This window comes from Actinomadura sp. DC4, from assembly GCF_030406325.1.
Taxonomy (GTDB): domain Bacteria; phylum Actinomycetota; class Actinomycetes; order Streptosporangiales; family Streptosporangiaceae; genus Actinoallomurus.
In genome coordinates this window covers 43,193-60,007 of the sequence record NZ_JAUEQY010000048.1, presented here as the reverse complement: position 1 = coordinate 60,007, position 16,815 = coordinate 43,193, and the positions used below count along the sequence as shown (strand labels likewise).

At 72.4% G+C, this 16,815-nt stretch carries 15 protein-coding genes and 1 pseudogene; 12 read left to right on the top strand and 4 right to left on the bottom strand.

Annotation, left to right across the window (positions count from 1 at the left end; translation table 11 throughout):
• The first annotated feature begins 278 nt into the window (after positions 1 to 278).
• The 5 genes and pseudogenes from QWU11_RS44345 (at position 279) to QWU11_RS44325 (ending at position 3,886) form a co-directional block, all read left to right on the top strand.
• Entirely contained in the window at positions 279 to 749 is a 471-nt protein-coding gene (locus tag QWU11_RS44345; protein ID WP_290120617.1) for a hypothetical protein, read from the top strand.
• Positions 750 to 822: 73 nt separating this feature from the next.
• A complete protein-coding gene (locus QWU11_RS44340; protein WP_290120616.1) occupies positions 823 to 1,578 on the top strand; it encodes a pirin-like bicupin family protein in 756 nt (251 codons plus the stop codon).
• A 232-nt stretch (positions 1,579 to 1,810) separates the two neighbouring features.
• Positions 1,811 to 2,042 (top strand): annotated as a pseudogene (locus QWU11_RS44335) (metal ABC transporter permease); the annotation flags it as partial.
• A 157-nt stretch (positions 2,043 to 2,199) separates the two neighbouring features.
• A complete protein-coding gene (locus QWU11_RS44330) occupies positions 2,200 to 2,994 on the top strand; it encodes an SDR family oxidoreductase (RefSeq protein ID WP_290120615.1) in 795 nt (264 codons plus the stop codon).
• Between the two features lie 166 nt (positions 2,995 to 3,160).
• On the top strand, positions 3,161 to 3,886 hold the full coding sequence (locus tag QWU11_RS44325; protein ID WP_290120614.1) for a hypothetical protein: 726 nt from the start codon (positions 3,161 to 3,163) through the stop codon (positions 3,884 to 3,886).
• Here QWU11_RS44325 and QWU11_RS44320 read toward each other — a convergent pair.
• Positions 3,883 to 4,842 carry an AraC family transcriptional regulator gene (locus tag QWU11_RS44320; RefSeq protein ID WP_290120613.1) on the bottom strand — a complete coding sequence of 320 codons (960 nt, stop codon included), beginning with the start codon at positions 4,840 to 4,842 and terminating at the stop codon, positions 3,883 to 3,885. The genes QWU11_RS44325 and QWU11_RS44320 overlap by 4 nt on opposite strands.
• A gap of 57 nt (positions 4,843 to 4,899) precedes the next feature.
• Between QWU11_RS44320 and QWU11_RS44315 the strand changes: the two genes are divergently transcribed.
• The 3 genes from QWU11_RS44315 to QWU11_RS44305 all read left to right on the top strand — a co-directional run bounded on the left by QWU11_RS44315 (position 4,900) and on the right by QWU11_RS44305 (position 9,369).
• Positions 4,900 to 5,922: an aldo/keto reductase gene (locus tag QWU11_RS44315; RefSeq protein ID WP_290120612.1), complete on the top strand. Its 1,023-nt coding sequence runs from the start codon at positions 4,900 to 4,902 to the stop codon at positions 5,920 to 5,922.
• A gap of 68 nt (positions 5,923 to 5,990) precedes the next feature.
• Positions 5,991 to 6,926 (top strand): MBL fold metallo-hydrolase, encoded by a 936-nt coding sequence (locus QWU11_RS44310; RefSeq protein WP_290120611.1) that lies wholly within the window; start codon positions 5,991 to 5,993, stop codon positions 6,924 to 6,926.
• 346 nt (positions 6,927 to 7,272) lie between these two features.
• Positions 7,273 to 9,369, top strand: coding sequence for a protein kinase (locus QWU11_RS44305; RefSeq protein WP_290120610.1), 2,097 nt, complete (start codon positions 7,273 to 7,275; stop codon positions 9,367 to 9,369).
• On the opposite strand, the gene QWU11_RS44300 is transcribed toward QWU11_RS44305, so the two are convergent.
• The 3 genes from QWU11_RS44300 to QWU11_RS44290 all read right to left on the bottom strand — a co-directional run bounded on the left by QWU11_RS44300 (position 9,366) and on the right by QWU11_RS44290 (position 11,362).
• Positions 9,366 to 10,226: an EamA family transporter gene (locus QWU11_RS44300; RefSeq protein ID WP_290120609.1), complete on the bottom strand. Its 861-nt coding sequence runs from the start codon at positions 10,224 to 10,226 to the stop codon at positions 9,366 to 9,368. The genes QWU11_RS44305 and QWU11_RS44300 overlap by 4 nt on opposite strands.
• Positions 10,227 to 10,340: 114 nt before the next feature.
• Positions 10,341 to 11,162, bottom strand: coding sequence for a class I SAM-dependent methyltransferase (locus QWU11_RS44295; protein ID WP_290120608.1), 822 nt, complete (start codon positions 11,160 to 11,162; stop codon positions 10,341 to 10,343).
• Positions 11,163 to 11,167: 5 nt separating this feature from the next.
• A complete protein-coding gene (locus QWU11_RS44290) occupies positions 11,168 to 11,362 on the bottom strand; it encodes a ferredoxin (protein ID WP_354670954.1) in 195 nt (64 codons plus the stop codon).
• Between the two features lie 201 nt (positions 11,363 to 11,563).
• Between QWU11_RS44290 and QWU11_RS44285 the strand changes: the two genes are divergently transcribed.
• From QWU11_RS44285 to QWU11_RS44270, 4 genes are all read left to right on the top strand, one after another.
• Positions 11,564 to 12,952 carry a sugar porter family MFS transporter gene (locus tag QWU11_RS44285; protein WP_290120606.1) on the top strand — a complete coding sequence of 463 codons (1,389 nt, stop codon included), beginning with the start codon at positions 11,564 to 11,566 and terminating at the stop codon, positions 12,950 to 12,952.
• A 149-nt stretch (positions 12,953 to 13,101) separates the two neighbouring features.
• The gene (locus QWU11_RS44280; RefSeq protein ID WP_290120605.1) at positions 13,102 to 13,521 is read left to right on the top strand and encodes a Zn-ribbon domain-containing OB-fold protein; all 420 of its coding nucleotides are present in this window, start codon (positions 13,102 to 13,104) and stop codon (positions 13,519 to 13,521) included.
• Positions 13,518 to 14,660: a thiolase gene (locus QWU11_RS44275; RefSeq protein ID WP_290120604.1), complete on the top strand. Its 1,143-nt coding sequence runs from the start codon at positions 13,518 to 13,520 to the stop codon at positions 14,658 to 14,660. The genes QWU11_RS44280 and QWU11_RS44275 overlap by 4 nt, the downstream gene beginning before the upstream one ends.
• Before the next feature lie 62 nt (positions 14,661 to 14,722).
• Positions 14,723 to 16,807, top strand: a complete 2,085-nt coding sequence (locus QWU11_RS44270; protein ID WP_290120603.1) for a DUF6351 family protein — start codon at positions 14,723 to 14,725, stop codon at positions 16,805 to 16,807.
• Positions 16,808 to 16,815: the final 8 nt, after the last annotated feature.

Sequence of the window (16,815 nt, the reverse complement as noted above, 5' to 3'; positions counted from 1 at the left end):
GCCCCCCCCCCGTCACCGCGCCCCCCCGGGCCCCCCCGCCGCGCGCGCCGGGGCGCGCGCCCCCCCCCCCCCCGCCGAGGCGGCGGCGGCCCCCCCCCCGCGGGCGGGGGGGGGCCCCCCCCCCCGGGCCCCCGCCCCCCCCCCCCCCGCCGGGGGGGGGGGGGGGGGGGGGGGGGGGGGGCCCGGGGGGCCCCCCCCCCCCCCCCCGCGACGCACTGAGGGAGCTGAACGACGCGCCCCTGCCGGGAGCGGTCGCCGGCGAGTCGGATCCGCTGGCGGTGCTGACCAGGATCGAGCTGGCGAAGACGCTGCTGAGGCTGGACGAGCCGGAGGAGGCCACGGTCCTGCTGCGGCCGCTCACGCCCGTACGGCCCCGGTGCGACGCCACTCCGCTGCAGGGTCAGGTCATGCTCGCGGGCGCCCGGTGCTCGACGGCGCGCGGTGACGTCGAGGCGGCGGAGCGCGCGTACGAGGCCGTGATCGGCTGCGCCGGCGCGGGGTCGGGCATGGATCTCGTCCACCCGGTGGCGGCCGCGGCGCGGGTGAGCCTGGCGGCGTCGCGTGCCGACCGCGGCGACCTGGACTCGGCGGCCGGCCTGCTGGCGCCGGTGCTGGACAACGCGGTGCTGGCGCACGGCAGGCCCGCGTTCGGCGCCGAGCACCCGCTGCTGCGCGACGCCGTGGTGCTCGCCGACCGGATCGGCCAGCCGCATTCGTGGGGCTCGCTGCCGCCGCTGCCGGAGAGGTGAGCCGGGTCCGCTCCAGGGAATAACCCGCCTCCCGATGGTAGTTTAATTTTCAACCATCGAGGTTAGGAGCGACATGGACGTGCGGCCGGGTATCGACGTTCGGCGGGCGGGGGAAAGGTTCGCGACGAAGATCTCGTGGCTCGACTCCAAGCACTCGTTCTCGTTCGGGCACCACCACGATCCGGGGAACACCCACCACGGGGTGCTCCTGGTCAACAACGACGACGTGGTCAAGCCGGGCACCGGGTTCGAGACCCACCCCCACCGGGACATGGAGATCGTCACCTGGGTCCTGCGCGGCGCGCTCGTGCACCAGGACTCCGAGGGGCACAACGGGGTGATCTATCCGGGTCTGGCGCAGCGGATGAGCGCGGGTACGGGCATCCTGCACTCGGAGAAGAACGACCGGCTCTCGGCGGACGCGTCCGCCACCGAGCCCGTGCACTTCGTGCAGATGTGGGTCGTACCGGATGAGGCCGGCATCGCGCCGGGGTACGAACAGCTGGAGATCGAGGACGAACTGCTGCGCGGCGGCCTGGTCACGGTCGCCTCCGGCATGCCGCGGCACGAGGAGCGGTCGGCGATCCGGATCAAGAACAAGTACGCGGCGCTGCACGTCGCCCGGCTGCAGGCGGGCCAGAGCGTCGAACTGCCCGAGGCGCCGTTCCTGCACCTGTTCGTCCCCCGCGGCGGAGTGACCCTCGAAGGCGCGGGCGACTTGACCGAGGGCGACGCGGCCCGCTTGACCGCGACCGGCGGCCAGCGCGTCACGGCCACCGAAGCGGCCGAGGTCCTGGTCTGGGAGATGCACGCCACCGTCGCCGCCTGACGCCCGGCGGAACGGCGGGCCGGGGGGACGTACGGCCGCGGCCGGCGTCCGCCGACACCCACCAAGACCACCCGGGTGGCGCCCGCCTCCCGCGAGCGGAGCGGCGATCCGGTCGTGGACGCTTCGCTTCGGTTGTGGTCGCGTGTGCTGGTAGGTGCTGGTGGGCGGGGTCGGGTGGTGGACGCGGTTCCCGTGGAGGTGATCCGGTCGCGGGACGCTCCGCCTCGGCGGTGGCCGCGAGCTGTTCGTGTTGTGCCAGGACGAGGAGGTGGCGCGCGAGTGGCCTGCCGGTGCGGTTCCTGTCGCTGCTGACCGCGGTGACCGCCGCGATACGTGCGGTCGGTCTGCTGCTGGTCAGCGCGTTGGTGGTGGTCCCGGTCGCCGCCGCGCGACAGGTCACCCGCGGCTTTCGCGCCACGGTCGGGCCGGCGATGGCGGTCGGCGTGATCGCCGCCGTCGGCGGCCCTGGGCGGCCGGCCGGGTGAGACGTGGGCCGGCGCGGGTTGCCGGCGTCCGGTGTCATCAACTCCACCCCGTCCCCTCGTCAGGGTTCGTCCCGGACGGCCGCCCACAGTCGGGTTCGGCGGTGGGCGGCGGCGTGGGTGGGTAGGGAAGCTGGCCATGGACATTGATCTGAGTGGGCGTACGGCGCTTGTCAGTGGTTCGACCAAAGGGATCGGGCGGGCGATCGCGGCCGGGCTGGGGCAGGCCGGGGCCGCTGTCGTCGTCAACGGGCGGGAGGCCGCCGGGGCCGAGACGGCGGCGCGGGAGCTCTCGGGAGAGGTGTCCGGGGGCGACTTTCGCGGCGTGGGGGCGGATCTGGGGACGGCCGAAGGAGCGGACCGGATGTTCGCCGAGGTACCCGAGGTCGACATCCTCGTCAACAATCTCGGCATCTTCGGGCCGCAGCCCGTCCTCGAGGTCGACGACGACGAGTGGCGCCGCTATTTCGAGGTCAACGTCCTTTCCGGCATCCGACTGACGCGCCATTACATCACCGGAATGACCGATCGCGGCTGGGGACGGGTGCAGTTCATCGCGAGCGACTCGGCCATTGTCACTCCGGGGGAAATGGTGCACTACGGGATGACGAAGACCGCGCTCCTGGCGGTGTCCCGTGGCCACGCGAAGGCCGTCGCGGGGACCGGGGTGACGGTCAACACCGTCGTCGCCGGGCCGACCCACACCGGGGGCGTCGAGGAGTTCGTGGCGGAGCTGGTCGGCGACGATCTGCCCTGGGACGAGGCACAACGGCGGTTCATGGCCGAATACCGGCCGAACTCCCTGCTGCAGCGTCTCATCGAACCCGAGGAGATCGCCAACATGGTCGTCTACCTCAGCTCGGCGGCGGCCTCCGCGACCACGGGCGGCGCGCTCCGCGTCGACGGCGGTTATGTCGACAGCATTCTCCCCTGATACCTCAATCACCCCGCATATCGGGAAGTGAATACGGCGGCCGGCCACGACTCCATCTGTGATCAGTACCGATCCTCACCGGCGGCGGCAAAACGCGCTGCCGGGTCTCCACCGGAGCCGCCCGGCCGTGATGACGTCGATCTTTGAGACGACAAGAGGAGCTCAAATGATCACGTCGATCGGAAAGCAGGCCGTGGCCGCCGCCACGGTGGTGGCGGCCGCCGGCCTCACCGCCCAGGCGGCCGCCCATACGGCGCGGGCCGCCGGCTTCTCCACGGCCTACACCTGCAGCGGTCCGATGCTCGGCACGCGGACCGCCGTCCTCGACGGCTGGCTGACCTCGCCCGGCCAGGCGGCGGTGAACCGGCCGGTCGACTTCCAGCTGCACGTCGCGAGCCTCGGCCTCGGCGCCCCGTACCCGCTCCACTCCTGGACCGCCTCGGCCCGGGTCGGCGTCGGCGGAGCGGAGAACACGGCGTTCCGCGTGACGGGCTCGGGCGAGTCCGTCCCACTCGGAGAGTCACTCTCCGGCGACCTGCCCGGCCGGTGGACGCCGCTCGCGAACGGCACGCACGAGCTCACCGTCGGCGCCATCACGATCGACGCCGACACCCCGGCGGGCGGGCTCACGGCGTACTGCGTCCCGAGCGGGCCGCACCCGGTGGCCGCGACCCTGACGGTCTTCCCCGTGTTCCAGCCCGCGTGGGACCAGCCGGTCGCCCCGCCGTACGGCGTCGAACCGCCCTACAGCGACCCGCCTCCGTACAACGTCGCGCCGCCGTACACCCCCGAACCGCCGTTCGTGGCCCCGTACCCGCCCGGCGGGCATCGCCCCGGGGGCCGCCCCCCGCACCACCACCACGGGCGGCCGCACCACCCGCACGGCCGCTAACCGCCCGCCACCCGCCGGTGCCGCGCCGGCGGGTGGCCGGTGACGCGCTTGAAGGCGTTGCTGAACGCGCTCTCGGAGCCGTACCCGAACTCCGCGGCGACCGAGCCGACCGTACGCTCGCCCGAGCGCAGCGCGCGTGCGGCCGACCGGATGCGCCAGCGCCCCAGGTAGTCCAGCGGCGGCAGGCCCACGAGCGTCTTGAACCGCAGCGCGAACGTGCTGCGCGACAGGCCGGCCACGGCGGCCAGTTCGGCCACGGTCCAGTGCCGTGCGGGTTCGCGGTGGATCGCGGCGAGCGCCACGCCGACGCTGTCGTCGGTGAGCGCGCCGAGCCAGCCGGGCAGTTCGTCGGCGATCAGCAGCGTCCGCAGGGCCTGGACGAACAGGATCTGGGTCAGCTGCTCGCGCATGACCATCGAGCCGGGCGCGTCGCCGGCGGTCTCCTCGCCGAGGAGTTCGAGGATGGGGCGCAGCACCTGGGCGCGGTGGCTGTCCGCGCCGATCCGTACGCAGGGCGGCAGGTGGTCCAGCAGCAGGGCGGCGGCGGTCTCGTCGAAGGTGACCGACCCGCCCACGAGAATCGTAGGTTCCAGGTCGCCCGCCGCGACGTTGTGCCGCACGGTGCCGGGGTGGACGCCCTCGAACACCGCGTGGCCGTCGACCGGCTCGACCTCCGGGTCGGAGGCGCTGGTGTACGGCCGGCCGCTGGCGAGCAGGTAGCAGTCGCCCGGCCGCAGGAGCACGGGCTCGGCGCCCTCCGGCGTCAGCCAGCACCGGCCGGCGAGCAGCGCGCCCACCTTGACGTGGTGGTGCCGTTCGAAGCGCAGCGCCCACCGGCCGCCGGCCTCGAAGCGGGACGGCAGCGCCGCCCGTACGTCGAGCAGGGTGAGCACCTCGGACAGCGGGTCCACGCGATCTCCCGGACGGTCGAGCAGGTATTCCGGAGTTCCACTCATGGATTATCCGCCCTGCCGTTCCTAGCCTGACCAGCAGATCTACGGAAAGGAACCCCTGTGCGCTTCGAGCGACTCGGCACGACCGGCGTCTACGTCTCCCGGCTCGCCCTGGGCACGATGACCTTCGGCGGGGCGGGCACGCCGCCCTGGAGCACCATCGGCGCCCTCGACCTGCCCGCCGCGGACAAACTGCTGGGCACGGCCCTCGACCACGGCGTGAACCTCATCGACACCGCCGACATGTACGCCGGCGGGGAGAGCGAGTCGATGCTCGGCGAGCTCCTCGGGTCGCGCCGCGACGAGGTGGTGCTCGCCACCAAGCTGGCGGCCCGCATGGGCCCCGGGCCGAACCAGACGGGCCTGTCCCGCCTGCACCTCATGAACGCCCTGGAGGCCAGCCTCCGCCGGCTGCGGACCGACCACATCGACCTCTACCAGATCCACAGCTTCGACCCGCTCACGCCGATCGAGGAGACCCTCACGGCGCTGGACGACGCCGTACGGCAGGGCAAGGTCCGCTACATCGGCGCGTCCAACCTCGCGGCGTGGCAGCTGGCCAAGGCGCTCGGCGTCGCCGACCGGCGCGGTCTGACCCGGTTCGTGGCCTCGCAGTCCTACTACTCGCTCGCCGGCCGTGACATCGAAGCCGAGCTCGTACCGCTGCTGGCCGAGGAGAACGTCGGCCTGATCGTCTACAGCCCGCTCGCCGGCGGATTCCTGTCCGGCAAGTTCGGCCGGTCGGGCGGCACGGACGCGAACGCCCGGCGGTCCAAGGCCGACCTGCCGCCGATCGACAAGGAGCGGACCTACGACACCATCGACGTGCTCCGCGACGTCGCCGGCCGGCACGGAGCGGCCGTCGCCCAGGTCGCGCTGGCCTGGGTGCTCACCCGGCCCGCGGTCACCAGCGTGATCGTCGGAGCCCGGCGCCCGGAGCAGCTCACCGACAACCTCGGCGCCCTCGACGTCGAGCTGACCGCCGAGGACCTCGCCCGGCTCGACGCGGCGAGCCGCCCGCCGCTCGGCTACCCCGGCTGGGTCCAGGCCGACATCGCGAGCTGGCGGCTGCCCGTCGGCTGATCCCGTATTCGCCGGGCGCCCGCCGGGTATGGCCCCTCCGGTCCGGCGCCCGGCGGAAGGGGTACCCAGTGGAACGGATCACCATCGGCGACATCGAAATCCAGCGCGTCATCGAGTGGCGCGGTCCCATCAGCACGGTGGCGGAGATCCTGCCCGACACGCCGCCCGAGGTCTGGGCGGCCAACCGGTCCTGGCTGAGCCCGGACTTCTGGAACCCCGAGACCGACGCGTACGAGGCCGTCGTGCAGACCTGGGTGCTGCGCAGCGGCGGGCGGACCATCCTGATCGACACCGGCGTCGGCAACGGCCGCGACCGCCCGCAGATCCCGCAGTTCGCGCACCTCCAGACCGACTTCCCGGACCGGCTCGCCGCCGCCGGCGTACGGCCCGAGGACGTCGACGTCGTGGTCAACACGCACATCCACTACGACCACGTCGGCTGGAACACCCGCCGGGACGGGGACGCCTGGGTCCCGGCCTTCCCCAACGCGACCTACCTCGTGTCGCGCGCCGACCACGACTACTACGACCCGGTCAACGCGGCGCGGATGCGCCCGCCGCGCGACGAGGACGAGCGGCGGCGCTTCACGGGCATGCGGCTGATCTTCGAGGACAGCATCGCGCCGATCGCCGCCGCCGGTCGGCTGCGTCTATGGGAGGACGGCCTGCGCATCGACGACGCGCTGCGGATCGAACCGGCGCCGGGGCACACGCCCGGGTCCGCGGTGGTCTGGGCGGAGTCGCGCGGTGAGCGGGCGGTGTTCGTCGGCGACGTGCTGCACAGCCCGGTGCAGATCCTGCGTCCCGCCTTCGCCTGCCGGTTCGACCTCGACGCCGACCAGGCCCGCGTCTCCCGCCGCCGGGTCTTGGAGGCCGCGGCGCGTACGGACGCGATGGTCTTCCCGGCGCACTTCGGGGGTTCCGGCGCGGTCGCGGTCGAGAAAGGGCCGGATCCGGACGCGTTCCGCCTCGCGCGCTGGGCGGATCTCAAAACCGCAGGGTAAGCGGCTTTCGGGCCCGTACGCGAAGTTGACCGCCGTGCCGCCCTGGCGCACCTGGCGATCCGCGGATCCGCAGGTCCGAATCGCCACTACGCGTTGACTTCCCGGCCCGCGCGCCGAGTCAATCTCCGGCCGTTCTCCGGCGCCCTCGAAGAACGCCGATCATTCCGTCCGATTCGAGCGTCGAAAAGGTACTGGCATCACAACGTAGTCCGGATGTTTCGGGCATGTCAGGCAGAGGCTTTGCAGGGTACGGTCGTAATTCGGCATGAAGAGGGCGGGGCTGCGGGTGGACGGTCAGCGACGTACGGGCACGGGGAGACCTCTCCGGCCCGATGATCCCGAGCGGGTGGGGTCGTACACGATCATCGGGCGGATCGGCGAGGGCGGCATGGGGGCCGTGTACCTCGGCCGCGGGCCCGACGGCCGTCAGGTCGCGATCAAGGTCGTACGACCCGAGCTCGCCCAAGACGCCGGTTTCGTCGCGCGCTTCCGCGAGGAGGTGGCCAGCGCCGAACGGGTCGCGTCCTTCTGCACTGCGCAGGTGCTCGACCACGGCGAGGACGCCGGCCGCGCGTACATGGTGACGGAGTTCATCGACGGGGTCTCGCTCAAGGACTACGTCAAGGAGCACGGCGAACTCTCGCCCGGCATGCTCCAGGGCGTGGCGGTCGGCGTGGCCGCCGCACTGGTCGCGATCCACTCGGCCGGGCTGATCCACCGCGACCTCAAGCCCGCGAACGTGATGCTGTCCTTCTCCGGACCCCGCGTCATCGACTTCGGCATCGCGCGTGCGCTGGACGTCGCCTCCGGGCTCACCATGACCGGCCAGCTCGTCGGCAGCCCGGGCTGGATGGCGCCGGAGCGGATCCTGCAGCAGCAGGTGACGACCGCGGTGGACATCTTCTCGTGGGGCTGCCTCGTGGCGTTCGCCCGCAACGGGATCAACCCGTTCGGCACGGGCGACTTCTCGGTCATGTCGGCGCGGCTCGTCCACGCCGACCCGCAGGTAGGCGACCTGCCCAGCCCGCTGGACCGGCTCGTACGGGCGGCGCTGGACAAGGACCCGCGCAACCGGCCGACGGCGCGCGACCTGCTGCTGACGATGGTCGGCGGCGAGAGCAGCGAGGCCGCGGTCCTCAGCACGATGACCGCCTGGCAGTCGCCGGTCCCGCTGCTCCCGCAGGGCCAGACGCGGGTGCTGGGCGACGAGCAGCAGGGGCGGCCCGAGACGCCGCGCGGTCTCTCCGGCCCTCCGCAGGGCAACGGGATGCCGGTGGCGTACGGCGCGCAGCCCACGGCGCTCGACCAGGGCCCGGGATCGCGCGGCGCATACGACCAGAGGACGAGCACCCGGCCCGGCGGCCACCCGGCGACCGTGGCGGCGGGCTCGCCGATGGAGTCGCCCACCCTGCCCTCCGGGCCGGGCGCCCGCCCGCCGTCGGGACCGCCTCCCGCACCCTCCGGTCCGCAGCGCGAGAGCCGCGGCCGCGGCCGGGTGCTCCTGGCCGGCGCGGCGGCGGTCGTCGTCGTGGCGGCGGCGGTGACGGGCTGGTTCGTCCTGAAGTCCGGCGACGGCGACAAGCCGTCGTCCAAGGGTTCGGCGGCGGGGCCGGCACCGCTGCCGAGCGACCCGCTGGTGGTGCGCATCGACCGCAAGCCCGGCTGGCCGAGCCAGTGCTACGGGAGCATCGGCACGCTCGTGCCGACGACGACCGTGGCCAAGACCGTCTTCGATGACGCCGACAAGTGCGACATCCTCCCGAGGTGGTCGCCGGACCGGAAGAGCATCGCCTTCACCCGGGCCACGGCCGCCGCCAACGAGCTGTGGGTCGGCAACGCGGACGGTTCGGGCACCCGGATGATCACCAACCAGATGTCGGGCCGGAGCAGGGTCGCCTGGTCGCCGGACGGCAAGCGGATCGCCTTCCTCGCCAAAGTGGGCACGGGACGTCAGATCGACGTCGTCACGCTGAGCAACCCGAGCGCGTTGCTGCAGCTCACCAACGATAATTCGGGCAAGGACGACCCGGCCTGGTGTGGGAGCCGCGTGGGCTTCTGGAGTGACCGTACGGGGACGCAGCAGATCTACACGGTCGACGCGAACAAGGCGGGCGGCCCGGCGATCCAGGTCACGAAGGCGGACCACGACGTCAACGACCCGTCCTTCTCGCCGGACTGCAAGCAGATGGCGTACACGGACCAGCCCGCCAAGACGGACCGGCACCTGTGGATCACCGCCGCGAACGGCCTCGGGACGCCGCGCCAGCTGACCTCCGACGCGACCCGCGACATGGACGCCACCTGGTCCCCGAACGGTGCCTGGATCGCGTTCGCACGCGGCGCCACGGAGAAGCCGAGCATCTGGGCGATCCGGACCAACGGCAAGGACGAGCAGCAGATCTCCCCCAAGAACCAGTTCATGGCCCACCCGGACTGGTCCTAGCCGATCGTGAGGAGGCCGACGGCGGCGGCGGCGCCGAGGAGTCCGAGGGTCTGCTTCCAGGAGAGGCGTTCGCGCAGTGCGGTGATGCCGAGGAGTACAGGAATCGCCGGGTAGAGGGAGGACAGGACGACGGCGACGACGAGCAGGGTCTCTCGCGTCGCGGCCAGGTAGAAGGTCAGTGCCATCGCGGCGATCCCGCCCGGGCCTGCGGCGAGGAGCAGCTGCCGCCGGCCCGGCGCGTCCGCGCCGCGAGCGCCGGAGGACCGTCTTCGCGCGACGATCAGCGACAGCAGGCCGAGGGCGGCCGTCACGCGACCCGCGACCACCGGCCACAGGCCCGCCCTCGGCTCGGCCTGGGCCAGCGCGAGGTACTGCAGCGCGATCCCGGTGCCGGCGATCAGCCCGTCGAACGCGGCCGGCGTCGTGGCCGTGGCCGGCCCGGCGCGGCGCCGGGTCTGGGAGACCAGCCACAGGGCGGGCACGGACAGGGCGATGCCGGCCGAGGACAGCGCCGAGGGGTGGTCGCCCAGGAACACCACGCCGACCAGGACCGGCAGTGTCACTCCCCCGACGGCGCTGACGGGCACGACGACGCTCATCGCGCCGCGGCCGAGCCCGCGGTAGAGGAACAGCATGCCCGCGCCGGTGCCCACGCCGGACAGCGCTCCCCAGCCGAGGTCCGACGCGGCCGGTCCCGCCGTCGCCACCGCCGGGGCGAACGCCAGCGAGAGCGCGAGCCCGCCCACCTGCCCGGCCAGCGCGACGATCACGAAGCTCCCGCGCCGCGCCAGCAGCCCGCCGGTGAAGTCGGCGAGGCCGTAACAGACCGCCGAGGCGAGCGCGAGGAGCGTGCCCACGCGATCAGCCGGCCCGGTGCGCCGGCGAGGCGCACCGCGCCGCCGCGCCGGGGGCCGGAGCGGTGGCGTTCTCGGGGCGACCGTGCATGACATATGCACGGTACGCCGCGGGGGTCAGCCCTTACGGGCGGAGGCGATGACGTACTCGGTGTTGGCGATGAACTTGGCCATGCCGTCGGCGACCGCCTCCACCGACAGGTTCTTCTTCGCCGCGCCGGCCATGTGGTTCTTCAGGAACTCCAGCAGCGGCGCGTAGACGTTGTCCGTGATGGGGCGGATCTCGATGCCGGTGAAGCCCTCCGCGTCGAGGCGCCGCGCGTAACCCGCGCGGTCGTACCAGTTGTCGATCGCGACGAAGCCGCGCCAGTCGTCCATCTCGGCGATCCGCTCCTCCTCGCGGCCGCCGAGGAGGACGATGTCGGCGGTGGCGAGCGTGCCGCCCGTGCGCAGGACCCGCCACGCCTCGTGAAAGAACGTCTGGCGGGTGTCGAAGTGGAAGGCCGACTCGAGCGCCACGATCCGGTCGAAGGAACCCGCCGAGAACGGTATGTCGGTCGCCGAGCCGAGCCGCAGGTCGAGCCGGTCGGCCAGGTCCCGCGCCTGTGCGCGGTCCTGGGCGATCTCCACCTGGGCGGGAGTGACGTTCAGGCCGGCGATCAGCGCGGGGCCGCGGGTCTCCAGCCAGTGCATGTCCTGGTCGGCGTAGCCGAAGCCGACGTCGAGGACCCGGTCGCCCGCGCCGATCCCGGCGGCGTCGGCGAGGAGGTCGGCCAGCGCCTCACAGGCCTCGTCGAGGCTGGTGCACCCCGGGTTCCAGTATCCGAAGTTCAGATACATGGTGTTCTCGGTCGGATAGATACTCGTCCTCGCGCGGGGATCCCGAACCCGGTCGTGCACCTGTGATGATGCGTCCTGCTCGGCCGCGTCCTCGGACATCGTTGTCACTCCTCGGAGATCTCGGTGATGCTGATCGCTCCGGCGGGACACAGCGAGATGGCGCGCCGTACCTCGGCGGACTCCCCGGGGTCCGGGTCGATGACCTGGACCAATCCGTCTTCCTCGCTCTGCGCGAAGACCTCAGGAGCCGTGAGCGCGCACATGCCGCCGCCGACGCAGACGTCTCTGTCTCCGTTCACCCTCACGGCCACCACCCCGTAGGCGGACGGTGAACGCCGCTGGTCGGCGTCACTGTCATCCCCTCGCAATCGATCTTGAGCGATCCGCAGGGCTCAGGATCCTTAAGTCGGCTAACGACGCCCTTGACATGGCCTAAAGCCCTGAACCGGACATGAAGGGGGTAAAAGCGGGTAGCGGCGATCGTCAGAGAGGAGCACGCCATGCCGAGTTACCTGCGCGAGGCGTCGCGCAATCCGTTCGTCCTGAAGATCTCGCTGCTGGCCGCCCTCGGCGGGCTGTTGTTCGGCTACGACACCGGGGTCATCTCCGGCGCGCTGCTGTACATCAAGAAGGACCTGCACGCGGGAGACCTCGCCCAGTCCTGGATCGTCGCGGGCCTGCTCGTCGGCGCCGTGTTCGGCGCGCTCGCCGGCGGACGCCTGGCGGACATGATCAGCCGCAGATGGACCCTGCTGATCTCCGGCATCGTGTACGTGGCGGCGGCGCTCGCCGCGGCCCTGGCGCAGTCGTCGGGCCAGCTCGTCGCGGCCCGGATGGTGCTGGGCCTGGCCGTGGGCGCGGCGTCGGCGGTGGTACCGCTCTACATCGCCGAGCACACCCCGCCGAAGATCCGTGGCGGCACCGTCTCGTACAACCAGCTGATGGTGACGGTCGGCATCCTGGTGGCCTACCTCGTCGACTTCGCGCTGCGCGACGTCGGTTCGAACTGGCGCTGGATGCTCGGCCTCGGCGCCCTGCCGGGCGTGTTCCTGGTGATCGGCATGCTGTTCGTCCCGTACTCGCCCCGCTGGCTGATGCAGAAGGGCCGCCGCGACGAGGCGCGCGAGGTGCTGCGGCGTACGCGCAAGGGCGACGACGTCGAGGAAGAGCTCTCCGAGATCGAGTCGGTGCTGGCGGAGGAGCGGAGTTCGGGGCTGCGCGCGCTGCTCCGGCCGTCCCTGCGGCCCATGCTGGTCATCGGGATCGGCCTGGCCGTCATCCAGCAGGTGGTCGGCGTGAACACGGTCGTGTACTTCTCACCGACGATCCTCACCTACACCGGCCTGCACGCCAGCGACGCGATCGCGCAGGCGCTGTCGGTCGGCATCACCAACGTCGTGTTCACCATCATCGCGGTGCTGCTGCTGGACCGGGTCGGCCGCCGGGCGCTGCTCATCGCCGGCACGATCGGGCTCACCGTCGCGCTCCTGACGCTGTCGGCGTTCTTCGCCTTCGACTGGAAGGACGAGGCGCCGTGGGTGGCGCTGCTCGCGCTGGTGCTGTTCATCGCCTCGTTCGCCATCGGGCTCGGCCCGGGGTTCTGGCTGATGATCTCCGAGATCTTCCCGCTGGGCGTACGCGGCTCGGCCATGGCCGTGTGCAGCGTGTTCAACTGGGCCGCGAACTTCTTCGTGTCCTATTACTTCCTGCAGCTCGTCGGCGCCATCGGCAAGGCGTGGACCTTCGGCCTGTACGCCGTGATGGGCGTCCTCGGCATCGTCTTCTTCCTCACCAAGGTGCCGGAGACCAAGAACCGGACGCTGGAGGAGATCGAGCACGAGCTCGGCGCCGAGTCCACCCGGCCGAGCGGATCGCCGCGCACCGCCTGAGGCAGGCCCCCGTACACCGGCCGGGTCCACGACCGTGGACCCGGCCGGTGTACTGCCCGGCCCGGGATTCGGCCGGGCGCCCCAGGGACTGGCCAACTTTTAGAAAAGCATTCTAGAATTCCCTCACCACGTTCGAACGAGGGGGCGATGTGTCCGCCGACCAGCCGAAGGCGATCCCCCGGCCGACCCCCGAGACGCAGCCGTTCTGGGACGGCACCGCCGCCGGCGAACTCCGCGTCCAGCGCTGCCTCTCCTGCGCGCGGCACTACTTCTACCCGCGCCCGATCTGCCCGCACTGCGGCGCATCGGAGGTCGAGTGGGTGACGGTCAGCGGACGTGCCAGCCTCTACTCGTACGTGATCAGCCACCGCCCGGCGCCGGGCTTCGCCGGGGACGGCCCGTACGCGATCGCCGTCGTCGAGCTGGAGGAGGGCGTGCGGATGATGACGAACATCGTGGGCACCGAGATCACCCCGGAGAACCTCGAGCTGGACATGCCGCTGCGCGTGGTCTTCGAACCCCGTGGCGACGTCCACGTCCCCCTCTTCACGCCGGCGGGCGACCGGTGAGCGCGGTCATCGTCGGCGCGGCCGAGACCGACGAGATCGGCCGGCTCCCAGACCGCTCGGTGTTCCAGCTGCACCTGGAGGGCGCCCGCAACGCGCTGGCCGACGCCGGGCTGGGCAAGGACGACGTCGACGGGGTCGCGACGGTCGGCACGCCCGGCCCGGTGCAGGTCGCGCACGCGCTCGGCATCACCCCGGCCTGGCTGGACGGCACGTCGGTCGGCGGCACGTCCTTCCTCTTCCACGTACGGCACGCGGTGGCCGCGATCGGGGCCGGGCTGTGCCACACCGTGCTCGTCACGCACGGGGAGTCCGGGCGGTCCCGGGTCGGCGCGCCGCCGCGGTCGTTCGGGCGCGACTCTCTCCTCGGCCAGTTCGAGCTGCCGTACGGGACGATGGGCCCGGCGACGACGTTCACCGTCACGGCGCTGCGGTACATGAAGGAGACCGGGCTCACCCACGAACAGCTCGCCTCGGTCGCGGTGGCGCAGCGCCGGTGGTCGAGCCGCAACCCGCGGGCGGCGATGCGCGACCTGGTCACCGTGGAGGACGTGCTCGCCTCCCGGCTCGTCGCCTACCCCTTTCACCTGCTCGAATGCTGCCTGGTCACCGACGGCGGCGGCGCGCTGATGATCACCTCGCGCGAGCGTGCCGAGGCGCTCGGCACCCGCAAGCCGCCGGTGCACGTCCTCGGCGCCGGGGAGTCGGCCGAGGCGCCGATCATCTCCCAGATGGAGGACTTCACCACGTCGCGGTCGTTCCGCCTGTCGAGCCGGGCGGCGTTCGCCGAGGCGAAGATCACCCACGGCGACGTCGACCACGTCATGATCTACGACGCGTTCGCGCACGTGCCCATCTACGGGCTGGAGGACATGGGCTTCGTCGGGCGGGGCGAGGCCGGTGCCTTCATCGCGGAGGGGCACACCTCTCCGGGCGGGCGGCTGCCGATGAACACCAACGGCGGCGGCCTGTCCTACACCCACACCGGCATGTACGGCATGTTCGCGATGCAGGAGTCGATCCGCCAGCTCCGCGGCGAGGCCGCGGCGCAGGTGCCCGGCGCCGAGATCGGCGTCGTCCTCGGCAACGGCGGGATGTTCATGGCCGCCGCCACCCTCGTGCTCTCCAACCGCCGGCCCTGACCCGGCGACCCCCAGTCCCGGCACCGCGACCCCGGCGGTGTCACGAACGAGCGGAGCGGCTAGTGGCAGATCGTAGATGGCGGCCGGCCATCGCCTGCGTGGCCCTGGCGACGGCGGTGCCGTTGACGACGTACGGGACGGCGAGCGCGGCGCCGGCGCCCCGGCTGAGCATCACGTCGGTGTCGAACCCCCAACCGCGGTTCGTCAGCGGCGGCCAGGTGCTGGTCCGGGTCGCACCGGCGGGCTCGCGGCCGGTGATCCTCAACGCGAACGGGCACGCGGTGAGCCTCCACCGGGCGGCCGACGGCGGCCTGCTCGGGCTCGCGACCGGGCTGCGCACGGGCGTCAACATCCTGGAGGCCCGGCAGTCCGGCCGCCGCGCCACGCTGCGGGTGACCGACCATCCGATCACCGGGCCGGTGCTGTCCGGCCGGCAGCAGCTGCCGTTCTACTGCGAGACGCAGGCGTTCGGCCTGCCCGCGGCCGAGCAGCCGTACTGCGCCGCGCCCACGCAGACCACGTACGTGTACCGCACCACGGCCGGCGCGTACGCGCCCCTCGCCGACCCGTCCGCGCGCCCGGCGGACCTGGCCACCGCGACGGTGGGCGGCCGGGCCGTCCCCTACGTCGTGCGCGTCGAGCGCGGGACGATCGACCGGGCGGTGTATGAGATCGCGGCGCTGTACGACGGCGCGGCGCCCTCGCCGTTCACGCCGGACCGGAGCTGGAACGGCCGGCTCGTCTACACCTTCGGCGGCGGCTGCAACGCCGGGTACCACCAGGGCTCCGCCACCGGCGGCGTGCTGAACGACCTGTTCCTCGGCCAGGGCTACGCGGTCGCCTCCTCCACCCTGAACGTACTCGACAACAACTGCAGCCCGATCATCTCGGCCGAGGCGGCGATGATGGTCAAGGAGCACTTCGCCGAGAGCTACGGCCCGGTCCGGCACACCATCGGCTGGGGCGGCTCCGGCGGGGCGATCCAGCAGTACGACATCGCCGAGAACTACCCCGGCATCGTGGACGGCATCATCCCCGGCGTGTCCTTCCCCGACCCGCTGAGCACGGGCGGCCCGGTCGCGGACTGCCGGCTGCTGGACCGGTTCTTCGCCGGGCCGGGCGCGGACTTCACCGCCGCGCAGAAGAAGGCCGTCGCCGGGTTCACCGACTACACGACGTGCGTCTCCTGGGACCAGACCTTCGCCAGCCGGTCCACCGCCACGGACAGCTGCAACCCGGCGATCCCGGTCTCCGCGCGCTGGGACCCGGTGACCAACCCCGGCGGCGTCAAGTGCAACTCAGGCGAGCAGCTGGTCAACCAGCTCGGCCGTGACCCGAGGACCGGGTTCGTCCGCAGCCCACTGGACAACACCGGCGTGGAGTACGGGCTGGCCGCGCTGAAGGCCGGGACCATCACGCCGGCCCAGTTCACCGCGCTCAACACCGCGATCGGCGGGCTCGACCACACGGGCAAGCCGGTCGCGCAGCGCACCGCGGCCGACCCGAAGGCCCTCGACGCGGTCTACGCCGACGACATCGTCAACGCGGCGGCGCAGGGACTGCGGCAGACCCCGGTCATCGACCAGCGCACCGATCTGGACCTGGCCGGCGCCATCAACGACATCCACACCACCGAGTGGTCCTTCGTCATGCGGCAGCGGCTGCTGCGCTCGGGCGGCGCCGGCAACCAGGTCATCATCGAGAACCACGCGACGGCGGCCGAGACGGCGGCGGCGTCCGTCTACGAGCTCGACGCGATGGACCGCTGGCTCACCGCGATCGAGGCCGACCACTCGCGCCGCGACCCGCGGCAGAAGGTCCTCGCGGACCGGCCCGGCGACCTGGGCGACGGCTGCTACCTGTCGGCCGCGACGCGGATCCTCCAGCCCCTGACCTACCCGCCGGGCGGTCAGTGCGGCGCGGCGTACCCGGTCGCGGCGAACACCCGCATGGCCGCCGGGGAGGGCCTGACGATGGACGTCATGAAGTGCTCGCTGAAGCCGCTGGACTTCCGCGGCCACCCGGCCGGCTTCACGGCGGAGGAGCGCAAGCGGCTGAGCGCGACGTTCCGTACGGGCGTCTGCGACTACTCCCGGAACGGAGTCGGGCAGCGGCGGCCGATCGGGACGTGGCGGTCCTACCGCTGAGACACCTC

Bases quoted from the DNA above. Each gene is read 5' to 3' on its own strand.
- QWU11_RS44340 (WP_290120616.1), top strand. From the start codon at position 823: ATGGACGTGCGGCCGGGTATCGACGTTCGGCGGGCGGGGGAAAGGTTC.
- QWU11_RS44330 (WP_290120615.1), top strand. From the start codon at position 2,200: ATGGACATTGATCTGAGTGGGCGTACGGCGCTTGTCAGTGGTTCGACC.
- QWU11_RS44325 (WP_290120614.1), top strand. From the start codon at position 3,161: ATGATCACGTCGATCGGAAAGCAGGCCGTGGCCGCCGCCACGGTGGTG.
- QWU11_RS44320 (WP_290120613.1), bottom strand. From the start codon at position 4,842: ATGAGTGGAACTCCGGAATACCTGCTCGACCGTCCGGGAGATCGCGTG.
- QWU11_RS44295 (WP_290120608.1), bottom strand. From the start codon at position 11,162: ATGTCCGAGGACGCGGCCGAGCAGGACGCATCATCACAGGTGCACGAC.
- QWU11_RS44285 (WP_290120606.1), top strand. From the start codon at position 11,564: ATGCCGAGTTACCTGCGCGAGGCGTCGCGCAATCCGTTCGTCCTGAAG.